Origin of the sequence: Nocardia yunnanensis (assembly GCF_003626895.1) — a bacterium.
Lineage (GTDB): Bacteria > Actinomycetota > Actinomycetes > Mycobacteriales > Mycobacteriaceae > Nocardia > Nocardia yunnanensis.
Window position 1 is genome coordinate 2,823,322 of sequence record NZ_CP032568.1, and the last position, 22,998, is coordinate 2,846,319.

Below are 22,998 nucleotides of genomic sequence, written 5' to 3' on the forward strand. Positions count from 1 at the left end.
CGAGCACCGATCGGGTTCCAGGGTAGGGGCACAATCTATGCCTCGCGCTGAACTCCAGGTAAATAGTCTAGCGTGGGAGCACCGTCGCTCCGGCCGCCGCCGACCAGGCACTTCGCTTCGGGCGGGCGGCGCGGGCAAATGCCGGGCGACCCGCTCGCGCCCCGGCGGTCACCGGCCGGCGACCGTATCATGATGTGCCGCAAGCGAAACGGGAGGGAGAGCAGGGGGATGCGACCCGAGGTACTCGCGGGCATCGAACGCGAGCTGCGGCAGCAGGCCGAGAGTGAGGGCATCGTCCACTTCGTGGTGGGCGTGGCCGTCTTCCGAAGCGGCAAGCTGCTGGTCGTACGGCGTGTCGCGGACGGCAGCTCGAATGCGGGGATGTGGGAGCTACCCGGCGGGGGCGTGGAATCCGGGGAGTCCTTCGCCGACTGCGTGGCCCGGGAACTGTACGAGGAGACCGGGTTGCGGGCCGTGCGCATCACCGATGTGCTGGGCGGATTCGACTACGCGACCCGCACCAAATCGCGCGTGCGCAAGTACAGCTTCGTCGTCGAGGCGCAGGCCGGCGAGATCCAGGTCGACCCGGCCGAACACGACCGCTACCAGTGGATCGACGCCGACACCGTCGACAACCTGCCCATGGCCGACGATATGCGCGCCGCCGTCTTCGCGCTGGTGACCACCCACCCCGCGCGGTGACCGCACCCGCCCCGCGCGCCAAGCTCGCGGCCTTCCGCACCGGACTGCGCGAGAATCCCGGCACGCTGCGGCTGACCACGGTCCGGCTGGCCGGGCAGTTCGGCGACGGCATGTTCCAGGCGGCGTTGTCGGGGGCGATCCTGTTCAATCCCGAACGCGAGACCGATCCGCTGGCCATCGCGGGCGGGTTCGCGGCGCTGCTGCTGCCGTATTCGATCGTCGGACCCTACGCGGGCGCCCTGCTCGATCGCTGGGACCGCCGGCTGGTGCTGCTGGTCGCCAACGCGCTGCGGGCGGTGTTCATCGTGCTCACCGCCGTGGGTCTGCTGGCCGGGGCGCGCGCCACCCCGCTGCTGCTGGGCGCGCTGGCGGTGGTCGGGGTGAGCCGGTTCGTGGGGGCGGGCGTATCCGCGTCGCTGCCGCGGGTGCTGTCGCGGCGCTGGCTGGTGCCGATGAACTCGGTGCTGGCGACGCTGGCGTCCGGTTGCGCGATTCTCGGCGCGGGACTGGCCTTCTCGCTCATCGGGCTGATCGGCGCGGGCGACTTCGCCTCGGCCGTCGCGGCCGCCGCCGGTGTCGTCGGGTCGCTGGCGGGCGGGGTGGCGGTGGCCGGATTCCGGCCGCGCGCCCTGGGTCCCGAGGCCGGCGCGGGGGACGGGCACCGAACCACGGTGCGCGCCATCGCCGCCGGCCTGCGCGAGGGCGCGACCGCGGCGTGGCGGTCGCGAGAGGTGACGACGACCTTCCTCGGCATCGGCGCGCATCGCATCGTCTTCGGCGCCGACACCCTGCTCATGGTGCTGGTGCTGCGCCGGGGCGACGAGACCGCGGTGGGGACGCATCTGGCCAAGTTCAGCGTGGCCATCACCGCCACGGGGGCGGGCATGCTGACCGCGGCGGCGGTCGCGCCCTTCCTGATTCCCCGGCTGGGCCGGGCGCGCACGGTCGTGGCCGGTCTGACGGCGGCGATCGCGGTGCAACTGGTCTTGGTCACGCCCATCACGATCGCCACCGGCAACGCCGAGCGCCTCGCCGAAGCACTGCTGCTGGCGGCGGCGTTCCTGCTCGGCCTGGCGGGCCAGGTGATCAAGCTGACCGGCGACGCGGCCATGCAGATCGATATCGACGATGCCCGTCGCGGGCAGGTGTTCGCCCTGCAGGACACCGTTTTCAACATCACCTTCGTGTTGGCGCTGGCCGGTACGGCGCTGATCGTGCCCGCCGACGGCCGATCTCCGGCGGTGGTGCTGGCCGCGGCGGCGGTGTATGCCTGCGGCATCGCGGGAATCGCCGCGAATTCGCGGCGGCGCGCGTGGGCGTGATCCAGTCGATAGGGTTGCGCCCATGGGATTTCGACCTCGGTACCGGACGCGACATGCCGAAATCCCTGGGCTGCTGATACTTTCGGGCGTCGTCGTCCTGGGCGGGGTCACCGTCCCCGTCTCGATCTCGGGGCCCGCGGCCGCCGCGCCCGCCCATCCGTGGGCGCCCGCGCCGGTGAACAGTTGCGGCGAAACCGGTTTCGATCCGCTGGCCCGGCAACCCGATCCGGCCAACCCGCTGCCGCAGTCGAATTCGACGATCAAGATCCCGGTCCCGGTGCCGCAGCTCGTGACGGTCCCGGTGCCCGGCCCGCTGCCGGACAACACCCGCGTCGACGCGGTGGCGCTGCCGGCGGATCCGTGTGCGGCGCCGTGCCCGGACGTGCGTGCCAATCCGACGCCCGCGCCCGGCGTCGTGCCCGGTGGCGGCAGCGCGGCCCTGCCGCAGGTCGAGATCGCGCCCGAGGCCGAACCCATTCCGATTCCGGTGCCCGGCGGGGAGCCGCCCGAACCGCAGGCCGCGCCCGTCGCGGACCCGCAGCCGGCCGCGCCCGCGCCGCTCGCCGCGCCGGTGCCCCCGCGGCAGGTGGCGGGCGTCGAACTGGTCAATCAGGTGACCGGGCCCGGGTCGCTCAATCGCACCGATACCCGCTGGTCGGTGGACGGCACCGACCTCGGGCTGATGTGGGAGACCAAGCCCGGTCAGGTCGCGGTGGTGTTCGGCGACACCTTCGGCAAGGGCTGGAAGGCCGGGGGAGCCGGGACCGAGCAACAGGATTGGCGCAGCAACACCCTCGCCTACAGCAGCGAACGCGACCTGTCCAAGGGGCTGGTGCTCGACGGGTTCGTCCAGAACAGCCGCTGCCACGCCGCCGAGATCCTGAACAGCCGCAAGATCAAGAACTTCGAGACCACCACCATCCCGACCTCCGGTTTCGCGGTCGGCGACCGCCAGTACCTGACCTACATGTCGGTCAATCGCTGGAGCCGGATCCCGGGCATGTGGTGGACCAACCTGGGCGGGCTCGCCTGGTCCGACGACAACGGGCGGACCTGGACCAAATCCCAGTGGGCGCGCTGGGACAACCTGTTCGGGGCGGGCCGGTTCCAGGTGGCGACGATGGTGCCGCACGGCGACTACGTCTATATGTTCGGCACCCCCAACGGGCGACTGGGCGTGATCGGCCTGGCGCGGGTGCCCGCCGCCCAGGTGCTCAACAAGTCCGCCTACCAGTACTGGATCGACGGGAACTGGGTGGCGGCCGAGGGCGCCAACGAATTGCTGGCCACACCACTGGTGTCGGGGACCGCGAGCGAACTGTCGGTGCGCTACGACGCCGATTCCGGGCAGTGGCAGCTGGTGTATCTGGACGTGACGCGCGGGCAGCTGGTGCTGCGCACCGCCGCCGAACCCCAGGGGGCCTGGTCGGAGCCGGTGCCGCTGCTGTCCACCGACGACTATCCGACCGCCTACGGCGGATTCGTCCATCCCTGGTCCACCGGCACCGACCTGTATTTCACCGTTTCGGCCTGGAACAGCTACAACGTCTATCTCATGCATGCCCGGCTGACATAGCGGCCGGTCGGTCGGAGGTATCGGCTCGGTCACACCCGGCGGGCGACACGCCAAGATCGCTACCTGGATGCCGCCGCGCGGGCTACGGTGGCAGGGATGCGTACGGCACGCTCCAGACCCACTGCCGCCCTGGCACTCTCGGGTGCGGCCGTACTCGCGATCATGCTGTTGCCCGCCGATCCCGCGAGCGCCGGGCCGCTGGCCCCCTGGCAGCCGCCGCCCATGAACGACTGCGGCGAAACGGGATTCGATCCGCTGGCCCGCAAACCCGATCCCAGTCTGCCGCCGCCCCCGCCGCCGCCCGCGCCGGACAACACCATCCACATCCAGATCCCCGACCCGCAGTTCACCCCGGTCCAGGTGCCGGGACCCAAACCGGACAACACCCGGATAGAACCGGCCGCGCTGCCGGCGGATCCGTGCGCCAACCCGTGCCCGGATCTGCGCACCGACCAGAGCCCGAAGCCGGAAAGGGCTGTGCCCGAGAGCGAATCGGCCGTGCCGTCGGAGAACTCGGCCGTGCCGTCGGAGAACTCGGCCGTGCCGTCGGAGAACTCGGCCGTGCCGTCGGGGGACTCGGCCGTGCCGTCGGGGGACTCGGCCGGCGTGCCGGGCGAGGGCGCGCCCACCCCCGAGCCGACGCCGACACCCGAACCCACACCCGAACCCACCCCGGCGCCGCAATCCGGCAGCGGTACGGGCGGGTTCCAGTTGCCGAAGCTGCAACTCGATCGCATCCCCGAAACGGTCCCGATCCCGGTGCCCGGCGGCGACCCGACCGAACCGCAACCCCAGCCCGCCCCGGCGGTCCAGCCGCTCGCGCCGGCGCCGGTCGCCGCGCCCGTCGCCCCGCGCGCCCTCGACTCGCTGGCCCTGGTGAATCAGGTGACCGGGCACGGCTCCACCAATCGCACCGATATGCGCTGGTCGGTGGACGGCACCGACCTCGGCATCATGTGGGAGTCCAGGCCGGGCCAGATCGCGGTGGCGTTCGGCGACACCTTCGGCAAGGGCTGGGCGCCGGTCGGCGCGGGCACGGGCGAGCAGGATTGGCGCAGCAATTCCCTCGCCTTCAGCAGTGACCGGGATCTGTCACACGGCTTGCGGCTGGACACGTTCGCGCAGGACAGCCGCTGCCACGCCGCGGAGGTGCTGGGCAGCCGCAAGGTCGACAACTTCGAGATCACCACCATCCCCACCTCCGGGTTCGCCCTCGACGGCCGCCAGTACCTCACCTATATGTCGGTGGCGCGCTGGAGCCGCTCCAAGCCCGGTATGTGGTGGACCAATCTGGGCGGCCTGGCCTGGTCCGACGACGGCGGCAACACCTGGACCAAGTCCGAATGGGCGCGCTGGGACAATATTTTCGGGCTCGGACGCTTCCAGGTGGTGGGCATGGCCCCACACGACGGCTACGTCTACATGTTCGGGACGCCCAATGGCCGCTTCGGCACCATCGGGCTGGCCCGGGTGCCCGCCGAGCAGGTGCTCAACAAGTCGGCCTATCAGTACTGGATCAACGGCACCTGGGTGCCCGCGCTCGGACCCGACGAATTGCTGGCCACGCCGGTGCTTTCCGGGACGGCGGGGGAGGTGTCGGTGCGCTACGACGAGTCGAGCGGGCAGTGGCAGATGGTCTATCTCGATCTCGACCATCACGCCATCGCGCTGCGCACCGCGGCCGAACCGCAAGGGGCGTGGAGCGATCCGGTGACGCTGGTCGACACCGACGACTATCCGACCACCTACGGCGGATACATCCATCCGTGGTCGACCGGCAAGGACCTGTACTTCACAATGTCGGCCTGGAACAGCTACAACGTGTACCTGATGCACGCCACCTTGCGGTGAGACAACGCTATATCGCGGTGCGACAACGCTATTCGAGGCGACGGAACCGCAGGGGCTGACCCGGCCGGGCCTGTGCGACGGCGTCCACGTCGGCGTCCACCACCACCGCGATGACCGGATAGCCGCCGGTAATGGGGTGATCGGCGAGGAAGACCACCGGCTGGCCGCTGGGCGGCACCTGCACCGACCCCAATGCCATGCCCTCCGTGGGCAATTCGCCCGATACGCTGCGTCGCAGCGTGGGCCCGGTGCGGCGGTCCAGGCGCGCGCCGATGCGATCGGTCTCCGAGGACACCGTCCACTCGCCGGCGAAAAGCGCCGCGGCGTCGGCGAACCAGTCCGCGCGGGGGCCGGGCATCGCACGCAGGGTGAGCAGGTCACCTCCCAGGGCCGGCACGGGTGCGACGTCCACGATCGGCCAGTCCCGGGGCGGCGGGCCGAGCGGCAGCACATCACCCGCGCGCAGCGGTTCCGGGCCGATGCCCGAGAGCGTGTCGCGGCTGCGAGACCCCAGCACCGGCGCGACCTCGACGCCGCCGCGCACCGCCACGTAGACCCGCAGCCCGGTCGCCGCGAAACCGAGCCGAAGCCGTTGTCCCTCTTCCATTTCCAGCACGCTGGCCGATCCCATGGGCCGGTCGTCGACGGTGATGGGCGCCGCCGCACCGGTGACCGCCACCGTGGCATGCCGTTCGGCCAGCAACTCCAGCCCGCCCAGCAGCACCTCGACGCCGGCGGCCCCCTCGGGATTGCCGACCAGCCGGTTGGCCAGCCGCAGCGAGGCCCGATCGGCCGCGCCGGCGGTGCCGACTCCGGACTCGAACCAGCCCGGGCGGCCCAGGTCCTGAATGGTGGCCAGCGGACCGACCCGCTCCACCCGCAGTCCGCTCATGCGCGCACCCCCACATCGAGGAATCGAACCCGGCTCCCGGCGCGCACCAGCGCGGGCGGTTCCCGATCCACCTGCCACATCGTCAGATCCGTGGTCCCGATCAACTGCCAGCCGCCCGGACTCTCGCGCGGGTACACCGCGGAGTAGCCGCCCGCGAGCGCCACCGCGCCGGCCGGGATGGCGGTGCGTGACTGCGTGCGGCGGGGGACGGTCAAGCGTCCGTCGGGGGACTCCAGGTAGCCGAACCCCGGTGCGAAACCCACGAAGGCGCACCGCCATACGGTGCCGGTGTGCTCGGCGATCACCTGCTCCGGGGTCAGGCCGAGCAGCCGGGCGACCTCGGCGAGGTCCGCGCCGTCGTAGCGCACCGGGATCACCAGCGGTTCGGCCGCGATGTCGTCCCCGCCCAGGGTCGCGATCGGCCGTTCCGGCAGGGAGCGGTCGCCGACGCCGACCCGCGCCGCCGCGTCCAGGCGAGCCAGCAACGCGCGCAGGTGTTTTCGCACCTGCTCGGCCGCCGCCGGGGAGGCCAGCGTGACCAGGACGGTTTCGGCGGCGGGCAGCACGTCCACCACCCCGGCCGGACGGGGACGCAGCGCGGACACCAGTTCGGCGATCATGGCGTGCAGCGGCGGAATCACCAGCAGCGCACGGTCACCCGCCGCACGCACCTCGCCGGCGGTCTCGGATTGTTCGGGATCGGTCATGGCCGTTCACCCCGCGCTCAGGCGAAAGCCCGGACAGCAGTGCCGGATTCGTCGAGGGCGGCCCGGATGCGGCGGGCCATCTCGACCGCGGCCGGGGTATCGCCGTGCACGCAGATGCTGGCGGCCGAGACCGCCACCGCGCCGCCGTCGACGCCGACGGCCTTGCCGTCGTGAGCGATCGACAATGCCTGGGCCACCGCCGCTTCCGCATCCAATACCGCGCCCGGCAGCCCGCGCGGGGCCAGCAGGCCCTCGGGGGTGTACGCGCGGTCGGCGAAACCCTCTCCCACGAAACGGGTTCCGGCGGCGTCGGCGGCGTGCTCCAGTTCCGTGGCCGCCGGTCCGAGCAGGGTCAGCGCGGGGTCGTACTCGCGCATGGCCGCGATGATGGCGTCGGCCAGCGCGCGGTCGGCGGCGGCCTGGTGATACAGCGCGCCATGGGGTTTCACGTAGCGCACCCGGTCCCCGGCGGCGCGGGCGAACCCGTCCAGGGCGCCGATCTGATAGAGGGTTTCGTCGCGCAGCGCGGCGGGGGTGACGGCGATGGCGCGGCGGCCGAAGCCCGCCAGATCGCGATGCCCGACATGGGCGCCGATGCGCACGCCCCGCTCGACGGCCAGCGCGCAGGTGCGGCGCATGATGGCCGGATCCCCGGCGTGGAAGCCGCAGGCGATATTGGCGCTGGTGACCACGTCCAGCATGGCGGCGTCATCGGCCATCACGTAGTCGCCGAAGCCCTCGCCGAGGTCGCTGTTCAGATCCAGCGTCATATGCGTCCTCCAGCCGTCGTGTCCTCCGATTGTGGGCGAGCCCGCGGTCGCCGACAAGGATCTCACGCTCAAAACTGTGTCATGGCTCACAGGACTGGTTTGCCGGTTTCCGCCGATCAATGGGGGTAGACATCGACTTCGGTCGCCTTGACCGCGAAGTAGACCGGCATTCCGGGGGCCACGCCGAGCCGGGCCACCGCGGCGGGTGTCAGATCCGCCGCCAGACCGGCGGGTGCGCCCGGCGCCGGCGTGCCCTCGTGGTCACCGCGGGCGCGCACCCGCACGATGCCGCCGCGATCCTCCAATTCGGTCACCCGGACCCGGAACACATTGCGGGGGCTGCCCTCCGGATGGTCCAGATGCACCGCGACGGCCGCCGGCGAGAACACCGCGGCCGCCCGGCCGCCGAGCGCCCACTCGCCCTCGGATTTCCCGATGACCGCCGCGCCGTCCTGGGCCACGGCGCCCAGGCCGGTGCTGCCGCCGTCGGCCGCGGTGCCCAGCACCAGGTTCACGCCCGCGATCCGCGCGGCGAAATGACTGCGCGGGCGCGCGAGAACCGCTGCCACGGGACCGGATTCGATGACGCGACCGCCCTCGATCACCGCTACCCGGTCGGCCAGGGTGACGGCGTCGATGATGTCGTGGGTGACCAGAATCGTGGCGGTCGGCCGCGAATCCGGCAGAGGCGTCACGGCTTTCGCACCGGTCTCGTGCGGCGCGGCCGGTTCCCGCAGCACGCGTCGCAGCAGCGCCCGCATGGCCGGGGCGGCGGTCACGTCCAGGGCGGCCATGGGCTCGTCGAGCAGCAGGACCCGCGGATGCACCGCGAGGGCCCGGGCGAGCGCCACCCGCTGCGCCTGCCCGCCGGACAGCGAACCGGGCGACCGGTCCGCGAATTCTCCGGCGTCGACGGCGCGCAACCATTGCCGGGCCAGTGCCGTGGCCGCGCGCGGGCGCATACCCCGGCTGCGGGGGCCGAACGCCACGTTCGCCAGCACCGACAGATGCGGGAACAGCAGCGCGTCCTGCGCGAGCAGTGAGACCGCGCGCCGATGCGGCGGCACCGCAACGCCTTTCGCGGTGTCGGTGAGGACCCGATCGCCGAGGCGCACCGCGCCGTCGTCGGGAACCACCAGGCCCGCCACCACATCCAGCAGGCTGGACTTGCCCGCGCCATTGGGCCCCAGCACCGCCAGCACCTCACCGGCCGGAACCTCCAGTGCCACCTGGAAATCCCGGTCCGCCAGGCGGGCCGACACGGTGAGCCCGGCTACCTCAGACATCGCCGACCTCAGCCATTCTCGACCTCAGCCATCGTCGACACCGAGCAGGGTGCGCAGATGCCGCGGCGCGGGGGAGCCGTGGGCGAGCATGGCGTCGTGCCACTCACGCTGAGATGTGGCGACCGGTCGGTCCGCGGCGAGGGCGGCGATCTCGGTGTACCCGACGAAATAGGTGGACAGCTGGGTCGAGCTGAGCAGGGTGCGCCGCCACTTGCCGGCGGCCTCACCTTCCTCCTGAAAACCGCGGTCCAGCAGGAGGCGCATGGCCTCCGGTTTGGTCATGCCGTCGCAGTGCACCGACTGGTCCAGGATGGCGTTGACGGTCATGCGCAGATGCGACTTCAACTGCTGCAGGCGCAGCGGGAGGCCGCCGAAACCGTTGTCCGCCATGAGCTTCTCGGTGTACACCGCCCAGCCCTCGACGAAGCTGCCGCTCCGGCACAGCGCCCGGATCGGGGTGGCGCCGCGGTAGCGGCGGGCGCGCGCCAGTTGCAGATAGTGGCCCGGCATGGCCTCGTGCACGGTCAGATTGCGCATCATGTGGTTGTTGTATTCGCGGTAGAACGAGGCCACCCGCTCGGCCGGCCAGTCCGCCGGGGTGGGCGCGATGGCGAAGAAGGTGGGCAGTTCGGCGGTTTCGAGCGGGCCCACCGGATCGCAGTAGGCCACCGCGACCCCGCGCGCGAACTCCGGCATCTCCTGAATCACCAGCGGATCCTCGACCAGACCGACCAGATCGTGGGCGCGTACGAAGGCGGTCGCCTCCGCCAGCGCGTCGGTGGCGACGGCCACCACCGTGTCGTCGGCGGGGCAGTCCGCCGACAGCTGTGTCAGCGCCTTGCGCACCGCGTCGTCATCCGGCTGCGCTATGCCGAGCAATTCGCCTGCGGCGGCGCGGATTTCCCCGGTCAGCAGGTCCAGGTGGGCGTGGGCGCGCTCCAGGATCTCGCGCGAGCTCAGGTTGGTGTCGAGGGTGTGCCAGAGCTTGGCTTCCCACAGGCGGCGGCCCAGGCGCGGATCGCGGTCCGACGCGTCCAGCCGTTCGGTGAGCCAACCGGTGAACTCGGTCAGCGCCGAGATCGCCGCGGCGACAGCGGATTCGATCGCGAAGCCCGGCGCCTCGGCGGCCAGCGCCGGGACCTGCTCGCGGATCAGCGCCGCCACCCCGCCGAACTGGGCGATCGCCGTCTCCACGTGCACGCGCGGCGCGTCGCCGAGCACCGCGCGGGCGGTGGCCAGCGCGTCGGGCAGGGCGCTCAGCCGTGCGCGCAACGCCTCCAGCCGGACCTCGGCGGGCGCGAACGGCCGGGCCAGCAGGTGATACAGCAGCGGACCCGGGTTGTGCAGCAAGGGATTCCACTCATGTTCGCGGGTGTCGGCGCGGGCGAACAGCAGGGCGTCGACCCGCTGCTGCAGCAGCGCCAGATCCACCCGGTCGGCGGGGGAGAGGTCCTCGTCGTCGATCTCGGCCAGCGCGTGCGACGCCTCCCGCAGCATGGCGATCTGCCCGCGCACCGCCGCCCGCGACCAGTCCGGTAGCCGGTCGTCGGACCGGTGATCACCGACCGAGGCGGCCAGCTGCGGATCGGCGGTCAGCAGCGCATCGACGATGCGCTGCGCGCGGGGCACGAAAATCGACGACATGACTGTCACGCTAGACCGCACGACCGACCACGCGTTCCGCCGCGATCCCGGGCCGGCGGTAGGCGACCAGCACGATCACCGCCGCCACCAGCACCAGCAGCAGGGAAAGCGCCACCGCCGCATCGGGATCGGTCTCGCGCTGCAGGTAGATCTCCAGCGGCAGCGTGCGGGTGGTGCCCTGCAGGCTGCCCGCGAAGGTGAGCGTCGCGCCGAATTCGCCCAGCGCCCGGGCGAAGGCCAGAATGACACCCGACACCAGCGCCGGACGCAACAGCGGCAGGGTGACCCGCCACCACACGATCGACGGGCGCGCGCCCAGGGTGGCGGCGATCCGCTCGTAGCGGTCGCCCGCGGTGCGCATCGCACCCTCCAGGGTGATCACCAGGAACGGCAGCGCCACGAAGGTCTGCGCCAGCACCACGGCGGTCGTGCTGAACGCGATCCGGATGCCCATCGACTCCAGTTGATGGCCCAGCAGGCCCTGGCGGCCGAACAGGTACAGCAGCGCCAGCCCGCCCACCACCGGCGGTAATACCAAGGGCAGCAACACCAGTGCGCGCAATACCGGCAGCACCCGCCAGCGGGAGCGCGCCAGCACCGCCGCCATCGGCACCCCCAGCAGCACGCACAGCGCGGCGGCCGCGAGCGAGGTGCGCAGGCTCAGGAGCAGCGCCACCCGCGAGGATTCGGAGGTGATCAGCGCGAGGAAATGCGACCAGTCCACCGCCTCGGTCAGACCGGCCAGCGGCCCCGCCACCAGCACGAAGCCGAGGGCGGCGGGGGCCAGCAGCCAGACCGGGGGCCGCATCACGGCAGGACGAAACCGTTCTGCTGCAAGATCTTCCGGCCGTCCGGGCCGGTGACCAGCGCGACGAAGTCCTTGGCCGCGCCGGAGTTCTTCGAATCGGCCACGGCGGCAATCGGATAGCTGTTCACGGCCTTGGCGGACTCCGGGAAGTTCACCGTCTGCACCTTCGCGCCCGCGCTCGCGGCATCGGTCACGTAGACCAGACCGGCGTCGGCCTGGCCGGTGGTCACCTTGGCCAGCACATCGGTGACCGAGGATTCCTCGCTCACCGGTGTGATCGCCACGTTCGCGTCGGTGGTCACCTTCTTGGCGGCCGCGCCGCACGGCACCTGCGGCGCACAGACCACCAGGCGCAGACCCGGTTTCGACAGATCGGCCAGCGCGGCGATGTGCGCCGGATTGCCGGGCGGGGTCACGATGGTCAGCGTGTTGGTGGCGAAGGTCGTCGGCTGATCCTTGATCCGCCCGCCCTTCACCGCCTTGTCCATGTTCGCCTGATCGGCGGAGGCGAAGACGTCGGCGGGTGCGCCCTGATTCAACTGCGTCACCAGATCCGAGGAACCCGCGAAGGAGAACGTCACCTTCACACCCGGATGCTGCTTCTCGTACTCGGCGCCGAGCTGCGTGAACGACTGCTTGAGCGACGCCGCGGCGAAGACCGTGAGGGTCTTGGCATCGCCGCCGCTGTCCGACGAGGAACTGCACCCCGACAGCAGGCCGACGCCCAGCACCGCGGAAGCGGCCAGTGCCGCACCCGATTTCGCGCCTAGCCGGCGCCACCGTCCGCGGCCGTCTCCACGACCACCGTGGTCGCCTTCACGCTGGCCCACGCCACACTGCCCGGCTGCAAGCCCAGCTCGCGTACCGACTCGCTGCTCATCAGGGACACGACTGTGAACGGTCCGCATTGCATCTCCACCTGTGCCATCACGGTATCGGCCACCACCTTGGTGACCAGCCCGGGAAACCGATTGCGTGCCGAACTGGCACTACCCATCCGGGTCTGCGGAGTGCGGGCCTGCTCGACGGCCAAGTCCGCCAGCTCCCTGCCGTCCACCACCAGGCGACCGGATTCGTCCTTGCGCCCCGTCAGCGCGCCGCTGTCGATCCAGCGCCGCACGGTGTCGTCGCTGACACCCAGCAGCTGGGCGGCGTCACGAATCCGGATATCGGGCATGAGAGGGAGAATAGACCCGCATCTACGGGAGTACGAATCGTATATATCCGTAGATGCGGATCACTGAGCAGCCGACCGTGTTGTTGTTCACCTTCGGACCCTTCGCCTCGCCACCCGCGGCCAGTACGCTCGAAACAACTATGGCCACGTATTTCGATCCGAAGGCCTGGTCACCCCTGCGCGCGGTGGACCTCGGCCTGGATCTCGGCAAACGCCTGTTCGACCAGGGCTGGGTGGATCAGTGGACCAGCTTCACCACCGCCTGGCTCGAACCAGCCGTCGACTTCGGCGCCGGCACCGTCACCGCGCTCATGCCCGACGTGCTCATGACCCTGCTGTCGGAAGGCATCCTGAGCCGCTTCGGCGGTCAGGAGATCGACGCCACCCTGCTCGGCCACGAGCTGCGCGCCACCCTGCACACGCTCAAGGTGCGCCGGCGCGGCGCGCACTTCCAGACCAAAACCGTGCTCACCGGGCTGCGGTGGAACCGGCACCCCATCGAGGAACTGACCGTCATCGCGCACGGGGTGCGGCTGGTGCCCGGGGTGCCCACCAAGGTACGGGCCGCGCAACTCGACCTGCAGGGCGTGATAACCGTTGCGGCGCTGCTGGACTGGATCAATACCTGGCAGCCCGACTGGGAACTCGAACCCGGGGCGGACGGGCTGGTGCTGGCGCGGCACCGCCGCCGCCGGATCAAGGCGCTGGCGGAGGCCGAGATCACCGACAACGTCCTGTCCATCACCGTGCACGAGGCGCACTGGCGAAAGGTGCGGGCGCCCAGGCGATTCACGACGCTGAATCCGATTCCGCTGACCGGACTGCCGAATCAGGCGCGCATCAGCCGCGCGCAGCGCGTCGGCGACCACGTGCTGTTCGCCGCGGACCTGCCCGCGATCACCGGATCGTTCGATCTGGCCCAGATCCGCTCGGCCATCGTCGCGGGCACCACGCTGATCGTGTTCTGAACCCGGCGCGCGGCGTCACGCCCGCTGGGTCGGCCACCATTCCAGCAGTGCCGCCTCGGCCTCGTCCCGGGTCATGGGGCCGCGGTCCAGCCGCAGTTCCTTCAGGTACCGCCACGCCCGGCCGACATCCGGACCCGGTTGCAGGCCAAGCAGTTCCATGATGGCGTTGCCGTCCAGATCCGGGCGCACCCGCGCCAGATCCTCCTGCTCGGCCAGTCGCTCGATGCGGGCTTCCAGATCGTCGTAGGTGGCGCGCAGCGCGGCGGCGCGGCGCTTGTTGCGGGTGGTGCAGTCGGCGCGCACCAGCTTGTGCAGGCGCGGCAGCAGTTCCGCGCCGTCGGTCACGTAGCGGCGCACCGCCGAATCGGTCCACTGCCCCTTGCCGTAGCCGTGGAAGCGCAGGTGCAGATACACCAGCCGCGCCACGTCCTCGGTGAACTGCTTCGGATATTTCAAGGCGCGCATGCGCTTTCGCACCATCTTCGCGCCCACCACCTCGTGGTGATGGAAGCTCACGCCGCCGCCGGGCTCGTTGCGCTTGGTGGGCGGCTTGCCGATGTCGTGCAGCAGCGCGGCCCAGCGCAGGATCAGGTCCGGGTCGCCCTCCTCCTGATCGATGGCCTGCCGCAACACCGTCAGCGAATGCTGATAGACGTCCTTGTGCTGGTGATGCTCGTCGATCTCGAGCTGCATGGCCGGCACCTCGGGCAGCACCCGTTCGGCCAGCCCGGTCTCGACCATGATGTCGATGCCGTCGGTCGGGTACTCGCCGCCGATCAGCTTGTCCAGCTCGGCGCGCACCCGCTCGGCGGTGATGCGGTCGATCTCCGGGGCCATCTCCACGATGGCCGCCCGCACCCGCGGGGCCAGCGTGAAACCCAGCTGCGAGACGAAGCGTGCGGCGCGCAGCATGCGCAGCGGATCGTCGGCGAACGAATCCTGCGGCAGCGCAGGCGTATCCAGCACGCCCGCCAGCAGCGCCGACATGCCGTCGAGCGGATCGACGAACTCCAGTTCACCCAGTTCGCCGATGCGCACCGCCATGGCGTTGACGGTGAAATCGCGGCGCACCAGATCACCCTCGAGGGTGTCGCCGAAGGTGACCTCCGGATTGCGCGACACCCGATCGTAGGAATCGGCGCGGAAGGTGGTGATCTCCAGCTGCTGGCCGGCCTTGGCCGCGCTCACCGTGCCGAAAGCCAGACCGCCGGTGTCCCACAGATGATCGGCCCAGCCGCGCATCAACTCCTGCACGACCTCGGGCCGGGCATCGGTGGTGAAATCCAGATCGGTGCCCAGCCGGCCCAGCACCGCGTCGCGGACGCTGCCGCCCACCAGATACAGCCGATGCCCGTGCGCGGCGAACAATTCACCCAGCGGCGTCAGCACATCCGAGTACCGTCCCAGGGTTATCGCCGCCGCCGCCAGCAGACGGGTACGACGATCCTCCACAGCTACTTCCTCGGACTTGGGCGAAACCACGAAAACGCAGCTTAGTCGCTGCGGTGCCCGAACCCCGAAAAGCGTCCGGCCGCCCCCGCCGCGCACCCGGCGTGCCGCCCCGCGACCGGCGCCTACCTGCTGCGCGAGCACCGAGTGCGGCGGAGGCGCCGCGGTGGGGCGGGCTGGGCCACACTCCCCTATAGACTGACGCAGTGTCCCCGGCCGATCGTGCGAACAGTCGACGCCGCCAGCCCCGGCGGCGCGGTTCGGCCGGTAATGCCGCGAAAACCACCGGCGCCCAGCGCGGGGAGGCCGAACGCAAACCGCGCATGCGCACCGTGCGGGAGACCTCCGCGGGCGGACTGGTCGTCGACGGGCTCGACGGCCCGCGGGAAAAGCGCTGTGCCGCACTCATCGGACGCACCGATCGCCGCGGCCGCCTGCTCTGGTCGCTACCCAAGGGGCATATCGAAGAAGGCGAAACCGCCGAGCAGACCGCGATCCGCGAGGTGCAGGAGGAGACCGGCATCCACGGCACCGTGGTCGCCGAACTCGGCAGCATCGACTACTGGTTCGTCACCGAGGGCCGGCGGGTGCACAAGACCGTGCACCACTATCTGATGCGCTGCCTGGGCGGTGAACTCTCCGATGCCGACGTCGAGGTCACCAAGGTGGCCTGGGTTCCCTTGAGCGAACTGGACTCCCGGCTCGCCTACGCTGACGAACGCAGGCTGGCAGAGGTCGCCAACCGGCTGATCGACCGGATGGAGAACGGCAGACAATGACGCGTGCGGGATCGCAGCGCACGCTGCTTTCACTCGTCGCGGTAATGCTGGCGGTGCTCACGTCACTGGGAATCATCGGACCCGGACTCGGCACGCCCATTGCCGCCGCCGAACCCACCGGCAGCGGGAGCGGACAGGCCAGCGGGCCGAAATTCCTGAAACTGTCACTGGATTCGGTCACGCCCACCACCATCACCGCGACCAGCGACCCCTACTTCGTGGTGGCCGGCACCGTCACCAATATCGGCGACCGGCCGGTCAACGACATCAGCGTGCGGATCCAGCGCGGCGCGGCCGTCACCAGCCCCAGCGGGCTGCGCGCGACCCTGCGGCAGGATCAGGCCAGCTACGACGTCAACGGCGAATTCCAGGACGTCGCCGACAAATTGAACGCCGGACAGCGCAAACAGTTCAGCCTCACCGTGGCCCTGCGCCCGGGAACCGAACTGCCCAGCGGGATCTCGTCGATCGACATCACCGCGCCCGGGGTCTATCCGCTGCTGCTGAACGTCAACGGCCAGCCCGACTACGGCGGCCAGGCCCGCCTCGACGACGCCCGCTTCCTGCTGCCCGTCCTCGGCGTGCCCGGCGGCGACGCGAAAGCCCCGGCCGCGCCCGCTACGCCGGCCGCCCCCGCGGTTCCGGATACGCCGGTGGCCACCACCATGCTGTGGCCGCTGGCCGACCGGCCGCGGCTGGTCGCCGGGCAGCCCGGCTCCCCGGACGGGCAGGCCCTGCTCACCGACGACGACCTGGCCGGCTCGCTGGCCCAGGGCGGGCGGCTCGACCAGCTGCTGTCGGCGCTCGAGAGCGTCCTCAAACCCGACAGCGGACGCGACAAGAACCTCGTCAACGCGCTGTGCCTGGCCATCGACCCGGACCTGCTCATCACCGTGTCCGATATGACCACCGACTATCGGGTGCTGGCCAGCCCGTCGGATCCGGACGGGCCCACCCGCACCGGCACCGGCAGCCACGCCGCCAAGGCCTGGCTGGAACGACTGCACACCCTCGCCGCCGGAATGTGCGTGGTGGCACTGCCGTTCGCGCAGGTCGACCCCGCCGCGCTGGCCGCCACCGGGGACGTCACCCTCGCCGATCGGGCCCTCAACGCGCCCGCCGACCTGGTGGACTCGCTGCTGTCGGTGAAATCGGTGCGCGGCGTGGCCGTTCCGGACGCGGGCACGGTCGACACCGACGCCGCCACGCTGCTGGCCCATCACGGTTTCACCAGCGCCCTGCTCGCCGACAGCGCCGTCACCACCGGTGACAGCCCCGCCAACCTCACCTCCACCAAGGCCCCCGGCACGCCCGCGGCCGCCCCCGAGACCGGAATCCCGGACGTGGTGAGCATCGCCGACGTCACCGTGCCGCCGCCCGCCGGTGTGAACCCGCCGCCCGCGCCGGTCACCCTGCACGCGGCCACCTTCGACATCTGGGCCGCGACCGCGCTGGCCGCCATCGGATCCAATCCGCCCACCCCGCCGTTCACCCCGGACAAGGTCCGCTACGACGTCACCAACGATTCCCGCGCCGCCCGGCTGCAGGATGCGGTCGGGGCGCTGTCATGGACCGCGCTCAATCCCCTGCCGGGACGGCCCCGTTCGGCCCTGCTGGTGCCGCCGCAGCAGTGGGGGGCCAATCGCGACGAGGCCTCCGCGGTGCTCGGACAGCTGGACCTGATGCTGCGCAGCAATCTCGCCACCGCCCGGCCGCTCACCGAACTGGTTGCGCAGCAGCCCGATCCGCAGCCCTACGGTCTCGACTACCTGGCCGCCGCGTCCGACGAGGCGGTGCCCGCGCACTTCGCCGAACCGGTGCATCAGCAGGCGCAGCGCATCACCGAACTGATGAGCGCGCTGGTGGACGTGCCGCAGCAGGAGCTCAGCCCGCGCGACTTCCTCACCCCGCTGCGCGATGATCTGATCCGGGTGCTGACGCTGTCGGACCGGCGCGCCTCACCGGCCGCCGCCGACACCAATGCCCAGCGCCGCCAGGATCAGACCACCCGGACCATGGACAACCTGTTCGGATCGGTGACCGTGCTGCCGCCCGGCGGCGTCTACACCCTCGCCTCCGAACAGAGTCCGCTGCTGCTGGTGGCCCGCAACGACCTGCCGGTCGCCATCCGGGTGCGATTCAAGATCGACGCCCCGGCCGAGACGAACATCACTGATATCGGCGAACAGCAGCTGCCCGCCAAGGGAAATCGGTCCTTCCAGATCCCGACCGAGGTGTCCGACAGCCGAAACCTGGTCATTCCCATCGCGCTTACCACACCCGATGAGGTGTCGCTCGGCAATGCGGTGTCGGTTTCGGTGCGGTCCAACGCCTACGGTCAGGTGTTGGCAATAATTACTGCGTGCGCCTGCGCGCTGCTGCTCCTGCTGGTCGGTCGCCGACTCTGGCACCGCTTCCGCGGACAGTCCGATCCGGCCGACGAAGGGTTCGACCCGGACACGCGGCAGCGTCGGCGCGCGCGTAAACGGGAGTCGAAACGACAGGAGGCACGGTGAGCGAGTACGGCGGGCCGCGCTCATCCGGCCGACCAGAGGGCCCCGACGGGCCGCCGCCCCGGCGCGCGCCCTCGGCGCCCTGGGAGCGGGGCGTGCCCCGACCGGGCCCGCGCGGGCCGCAGGGTCCGGGGTCCGGACAGCAGCCGCGGGTGCCCGGGCCGCAGGGGCCGGCCTCCGGCGCGCAGCGCGCCGTACCGCCGAATCCGCCTGGGGCGCCGGGCCGTCCGCATCCAGGTCAACCGTCCGGTCCACGTCCGGTACCGCCGCCCGTTCAGCGGCGACAGGTGCCACCCGGACCAGAATCGGGACCCATCATGCCGCGACCCAGGCCGCAACCGGGGCGACCCGACGCGGCCGGACACGTCGCACCCGAAGAGCGCTACCACTGGGGACACCCCGGCGCCCAGGCGCCGCGTCACTCCGGTCCGCCCTCCGGCGAGCGGCGCTACACCACCCCGCCGTTGTCGAACCCCCGCTCGGGACCGCCGAGCGGACAGCAACGCCAGGTGCCCCGCCGGCCCGCCGCCCCCGTACAGGTAGCGGAGAAGGCGGACAACTCCAACGCCAGGCTCGTGCGCGATTCCGGTTCCATGGCGGTCGCGACCCTGGCCAGCCGAATCACCGGATTCGGCAAGCAGGTGCTGCTGCTGACCGTGCTCGGACCCGCCATCGCGAGTGCCTTCACGGTCTCCAGCACCATCCCGACCATGATCTCCGAGCTCCTGCTCGGCGCCGTGCTGACCGCGATCGTCGTGCCGACGCTCGTGCGCGCGGAGAAGGAGGACGCCGACGGCGGCGCCGCCTTCGTGCGGCGACTGGTCACCGCGGCGTTCACCGTGCTCGCCGTCGGAACCGTGCTGGCAACGGCATTGGCGCCGGTCCTCACCACCCACATCTTCCTGTCGAACGACGGCAAGGTGAACACGGCGCTGACCACCGCACTCACCTATCTGCTGCTGCCGGCCATCCTGTTCTACGGCATGTCGGCGCTGCTGATGGCGATCCTGAACACCCACGGCAGATTCAAACCCGGCGCCTGGGCGCCCGTGCTGAACAACATCGTGGTGCTGGTCGTGCTCGGGCTGTACGCGCTGACACCGGGGGAGATCACGCTCGATCCGGTCAAGATCAGCGAGCCGAAACTGCTGCTGCTGGGCGTCGGTGTGACACTCGGCGTGATCGTGCAGGTCGCCAGCCTGCTGCCGGCGATCCGCCGGGAGGGCATCGACCTGCGACCGCTGTGGGGAGTCGACGCGCGGCTCAAGCAGTTCGCGGGCATGGGCGCGGCGATCATTCTCTATGTCGCCATCAGCCAGGCCGGTCTCACCGTGGCCACGCGCATCTCGTCGCACTGGGATGTCGCCGGGCCCGCGATCTACGCGAACGCCTGGGCCCTGCTGCAACTGCCGTACGGCGTCATCGGCGTGACCCTGCTGACGGCGATCATGCCCCGGTTGAGCCGCAATGCCGCCGCCGACGACACGCCCGCCGTGGTGGACGATCTCGGCGCGGCGACCAGGCTCACCATGATCGCGCTGGTTCCCATCGTCACCTTCTTCACCTTCGCCGGACCGCAGATCGGGCAGGCGATGTACGGCTACGGACGATTCGGCGGGGATGCCGCGCGACTCGGCGAAGCCGTCTCCTGGTCCGCCTTCACCCTCATTCCCTATGCCCTCGTCCTGATTCACCTGCGCGTGTTCTACGCCCGCGAACAGGCATGGACGCCGACCTGGATCATCTTGGGCATCACCGGTGTTCAGATCACGCTCTCGGTGCTCATGCCGATGTTCGTCTCGCCCGACCACGTGGTCATCGCCGTCGGCGTCGCCCGGGGCCTGGGCTTCATCGCGGGCGCCGTCATCGGCGGCTGGCTGCTGCATCGCAGCCTCGGCGATCTGCGCATGACCAATGTCGGGCGCACCATCACGCGGGTGGTGCTGGCCGCGCTGGCCGGTGGTGTCGTCATGCTGATCGTGGACAAAATACTGGGCCTGCACCGGCTTTCGGATTCGTTCGGCGGGTTCGGATCGCTGGTGCGGGTCGGGCTCACCGCCATCGTCATGTTCGGTGTGGCGTTCGGCCTGATGCGGCTGCTGGGCATTCCCGAGATCGTGGCCATCACCGTGGCCGTCTCGCGTCGCCTCGGCATCACGCCGCCGGCGCCGGATCTCGATCTCTCGGGCACCCCGCTCGAGGACATCCAGGCGACCACGCTGCTGCCCAAGCCGGACCTGCGCGCCGCGCCGTACTACTACCGCTTCGATCCGTACCTCGACGCGCAGACCATGGTGCTGCCCGTCGTCCGGCCCGACGCGGTTGACATCACCGGGACGGGTGAGTTCCCGTACCCTGTTCCGCAGGCAAACGCAACTGCCCGATCCGGCGTGCCCGCGGACAGCTCCCGCGGCAAGCCGGACGGCTTCCGCACGACATCGGACGCCGACGCGGCGGTTCCGGCTCCGACACATCGGTCTTCGACATATCAGGGCGAAGGAGGAACGAGGGTGAGCGACGACGCGGCGGGCGGTGTCCCGGCCGCCGAATCCGCACAGGCCGCGGGCGGCGGGCTCTCCACGGACACCCCTCCCTCCGGCAAGGCCGGCGGAAAATCCGGTGGCCCAGCCGAATCCACGGCGCGCTCCGGCGGGTCGGGCGACGGTGAGCCGGAGAACCTACCGGAGCAGGCGGATCCCGGTCCCGAAACCGGTGTGTACGAGGCGGTCTCGCCACAGATGCCGCCCATGCGGGTGGAATCGCCGAGCAAGCGCATCCAGCGCGGCCCCAAGCTGACGCCCGGCGCGTCGGTGGCGGGCGGCCGCTACCGGCTGCTGGCCAGCCACGGCGGTGCGCGCGGACTGAAGTTCTGGCAGGCGCTGGACGTGAAACTCGACCGCGAGGTCGCGCTCACCTTCGTCGACGCCGACCAGCAGGCCACCGACAACTCCGGACACGATGGGCCGCAGGCGATCCTGTCGCGCACACTGCGCCTGGGACGGATCAACTCGCCCGGCCTGGCCCGCGTGCTCGACGTGGTGCGCGGCTCCTCCGGCGGCATCGTGGTGGCCGAATGGACGCCCGGGCGCTCGCTGCAGGAGATGGCCGAGACGGTGCCCTCGCCGATAGGAGCCGCGCGCGCCATCCGGGCGCTGGCGGCCGCGGCGGAGATGGCGCACCGGGGCGGCGGTTCGCTGTCCATCGACCATCCCGACCGGGTGCGCATCAGCGCCACCGGGGACGCCGTGCTGGCCTTCCCGGGCACACTGTCGGATTCGGACGCCCAGTCCGATGTGCGCGGGCTGGGGGCCATGCTCTACGCGCTCATCACCGCGCACTGGCCCATCCGGATCGCCGGCCTCTCCGGCACCGCCGCCACCGTCGGCGGGCTGCCGCTGGCCGACTTCGGGCCGGACGGAACCCCGGTGGAGCCCAGGACGATTCGGCCCGAGGTGCCCTTCGAGATCTCGGCGGTCGCAGTGCGGTCGCTGGAGTCCAACAAGGGGGTGCGCACCGCCGCCACCGTTCAGCACGTGCTGGAGCAGGCGTCGGTGGTGGACCAGAAGACCGACTTCATCCCGGTGCTGCGCCTGGGTCAGAAGCCGCCCAGCGCACCCGACGAGACCCTCGCGGATCCGGAATTGCTCGCCGCCGAGAAGGAACGCTCGCAGCGGATGATGTGGATCCTGGTCGGTCTCGGCGTGCTGGCCGCGCTGGTGGTCGGCGTCATCATCTGGTGGCTGCTGAGCGTGTTCGCGCCCGGCTCCTCCAACGCGCCGCTCAACGAACAGCGCAATATCGGGCTCACCACCTCGGCGACCCGGCCGCCGGGTCCGGGCGGCTCGACCCCGGCGGGCGCTCCGGCCACCGGCGGGGTGCCGGTGCCGGTCACCGGGGCCACGGTGTTCTCGCCCGAGGGCACGCCCGACAATGTCGGCAGCGTCGGGGCGGTGCTGGACAACAATCCGGCCACCATCTGGCGCTCCGACGCCTATTTCCAGCAGTTCCCGGCCCTGAAGAAGGGCGTGGGCGTGCTGAGCACCCTGGGCAGCCCCAGCAAGCTGACCAAGGTGATCATCGAATCGCCCTCGCCCGGAACGCAGGTCGAGATCCGCACCTCGCCCACCGCCTCGCCGACCCTCGATCAGACGCAGCTGATCGGGTCGGCGGTGCTCGGCGAGGGCACCACGGAGATCCCGGTGCGGGCCGATCAGCCCGCCCGGTACGTGCTGGTGTGGATCACCCAGCTGGCCAACAACGGGGGACAGTTCCAGTCCTCGATCGCCGAGATTCGCTTCGAAGCAGCGCCGTAGCCGCTGCGGTTTCCGGGGGTTCTCGACGGCCGGTGCCGCTACCCGGTCGATCACATTCTGGGCGGTCATCTTCCGTCCGATTCGCCCGAACAGCCCGCCTACCAGGGCTTTTTTCGCGCGATTCATTGCTATCGAATCGTTATCGTCGATATGATCTTGCGTACTCTCGGCAAGGGGAGCTCCCGGGTACCGGCCACGACCATCCCGGATGACAGCCACAAACACTCGGTGACGTTCGGCC

Annotated in this window: 17 protein-coding genes; 8 read left to right on the top strand and 9 right to left on the bottom strand. The window is 70.9% G+C overall.

The window, feature by feature from the left end; translation table 11 throughout:
* Window positions 1-228: 228 nt before the first annotated feature.
* The 4 genes from D7D52_RS13045 (at window position 229) to D7D52_RS13060 (ending at window position 5,451) form a co-directional block, all read left to right on the top strand.
* The gene (locus D7D52_RS13045; RefSeq protein WP_120736553.1) at window positions 229-702 is read left to right on the top strand and encodes an NUDIX hydrolase; all 474 of its coding nucleotides are present in this window, start codon (window positions 229-231) and stop codon (window positions 700-702) included.
* Window positions 699-2,024, top strand: coding sequence for an MFS transporter (locus tag D7D52_RS13050; RefSeq protein WP_120736554.1), 1,326 nt, complete (start codon window positions 699-701; stop codon window positions 2,022-2,024). Before D7D52_RS13045 ends, D7D52_RS13050 begins: the two co-directional genes overlap by 4 nt.
* A 22-nt stretch (window positions 2,025-2,046) precedes the next feature.
* The gene (locus D7D52_RS13055) at window positions 2,047-3,600 is read left to right on the top strand and encodes a DUF4185 domain-containing protein (protein WP_120736555.1); all 1,554 of its coding nucleotides are present in this window, start codon (window positions 2,047-2,049) and stop codon (window positions 3,598-3,600) included.
* Between the two features lie 96 nt (window positions 3,601-3,696).
* Window positions 3,697-5,451: a glycoside hydrolase family 183 protein gene (locus D7D52_RS13060; protein ID WP_246023849.1), complete on the top strand. Its 1,755-nt coding sequence runs from the start codon at window positions 3,697-3,699 to the stop codon at window positions 5,449-5,451.
* Between the two features lie 28 nt (window positions 5,452-5,479).
* On the opposite strand, the gene D7D52_RS13065 is transcribed toward D7D52_RS13060, so the two are convergent.
* The 8 genes from D7D52_RS13065 to D7D52_RS39125 all read right to left on the bottom strand — a co-directional run bounded on the left by D7D52_RS13065 (window position 5,480) and on the right by D7D52_RS39125 (window position 12,735).
* Window positions 5,480-6,343: a 5-oxoprolinase subunit C family protein gene (locus D7D52_RS13065; protein WP_120736557.1), complete on the bottom strand. Its 864-nt coding sequence runs from the start codon at window positions 6,341-6,343 to the stop codon at window positions 5,480-5,482.
* Window positions 6,340-7,050, bottom strand: coding sequence for a 5-oxoprolinase subunit B family protein (locus tag D7D52_RS13070; RefSeq protein ID WP_120736558.1), 711 nt, complete (start codon window positions 7,048-7,050; stop codon window positions 6,340-6,342). Before D7D52_RS13070 ends, D7D52_RS13065 begins: the two co-directional genes overlap by 4 nt.
* A 17-nt stretch (window positions 7,051-7,067) precedes the next feature.
* On the bottom strand, window positions 7,068-7,820 hold the full coding sequence (locus D7D52_RS13075) for a LamB/YcsF family protein (protein ID WP_120736559.1): 753 nt from the start codon (window positions 7,818-7,820) through the stop codon (window positions 7,068-7,070).
* 116 nt (window positions 7,821-7,936) lie between these two features.
* Entirely contained in the window at window positions 7,937-9,106 is a 1,170-nt protein-coding gene (locus tag D7D52_RS13080) for a sulfate/molybdate ABC transporter ATP-binding protein (RefSeq protein ID WP_120736560.1), read from the bottom strand.
* 24 nt (window positions 9,107-9,130) lie between these two features.
* The gene (locus D7D52_RS13085; RefSeq protein WP_120736561.1) at window positions 9,131-10,750 is read right to left on the bottom strand and encodes a DUF885 domain-containing protein; all 1,620 of its coding nucleotides are present in this window, start codon (window positions 10,748-10,750) and stop codon (window positions 9,131-9,133) included.
* Between the two features lie 10 nt (window positions 10,751-10,760).
* Window positions 10,761-11,558: an ABC transporter permease gene (locus D7D52_RS13090; protein WP_120736562.1), complete on the bottom strand. Its 798-nt coding sequence runs from the start codon at window positions 11,556-11,558 to the stop codon at window positions 10,761-10,763.
* A complete protein-coding gene (gene modA / locus D7D52_RS13095) occupies window positions 11,558-12,304 on the bottom strand; it encodes a molybdate ABC transporter substrate-binding protein (RefSeq protein WP_425464674.1) in 747 nt (248 codons plus the stop codon). The genes D7D52_RS13090 and modA overlap by 1 nt, the downstream gene beginning before the upstream one ends.
* Window positions 12,305-12,324: 20 nt before the next feature.
* Window positions 12,325-12,735, bottom strand: a complete 411-nt coding sequence (locus D7D52_RS39125) for a TOBE domain-containing protein (RefSeq protein WP_120736564.1) — start codon at window positions 12,733-12,735, stop codon at window positions 12,325-12,327.
* A gap of 53 nt (window positions 12,736-12,788) precedes the next feature.
* On the opposite strand from D7D52_RS39125, the gene D7D52_RS13105 reads away from it, so the two are divergent.
* Window positions 12,789-13,703 (top strand): hypothetical protein, encoded by a 915-nt coding sequence (locus tag D7D52_RS13105; protein WP_246023850.1) that lies wholly within the window; start codon window positions 12,789-12,791, stop codon window positions 13,701-13,703.
* A gap of 15 nt (window positions 13,704-13,718) precedes the next feature.
* Here the strand turns inward: D7D52_RS13105 and D7D52_RS13110 are convergent, their stop codons facing one another.
* Window positions 13,719-15,155 carry a CCA tRNA nucleotidyltransferase gene (locus D7D52_RS13110; protein WP_120736566.1) on the bottom strand — a complete coding sequence of 479 codons (1,437 nt, stop codon included), beginning with the start codon at window positions 15,153-15,155 and terminating at the stop codon, window positions 13,719-13,721.
* A 203-nt stretch (window positions 15,156-15,358) separates the two neighbouring features.
* Here D7D52_RS13110 and D7D52_RS13115 point away from each other — a divergent pair, with 203 nt between their 5' ends.
* The 3 genes from D7D52_RS13115 to murJ all read left to right on the top strand — a co-directional run bounded on the left by D7D52_RS13115 (window position 15,359) and on the right by murJ (window position 22,757).
* Window positions 15,359-15,931: an NUDIX hydrolase gene (locus tag D7D52_RS13115; RefSeq protein ID WP_120736567.1), complete on the top strand. Its 573-nt coding sequence runs from the start codon at window positions 15,359-15,361 to the stop codon at window positions 15,929-15,931.
* Window positions 15,928-18,447, top strand: coding sequence for a DUF6049 family protein (locus D7D52_RS13120; protein ID WP_120736568.1), 2,520 nt, complete (start codon window positions 15,928-15,930; stop codon window positions 18,445-18,447). The genes D7D52_RS13115 and D7D52_RS13120 overlap by 4 nt, the downstream gene beginning before the upstream one ends.
* A 314-nt stretch (window positions 18,448-18,761) precedes the next feature.
* Window positions 18,762-22,757: a murein biosynthesis integral membrane protein MurJ gene (gene murJ / locus D7D52_RS13125; RefSeq protein ID WP_120736569.1), complete on the top strand. Its 3,996-nt coding sequence runs from the start codon at window positions 18,762-18,764 to the stop codon at window positions 22,755-22,757.
* The last annotated feature ends 241 nt before the right edge of the window (window positions 22,758-22,998 follow it).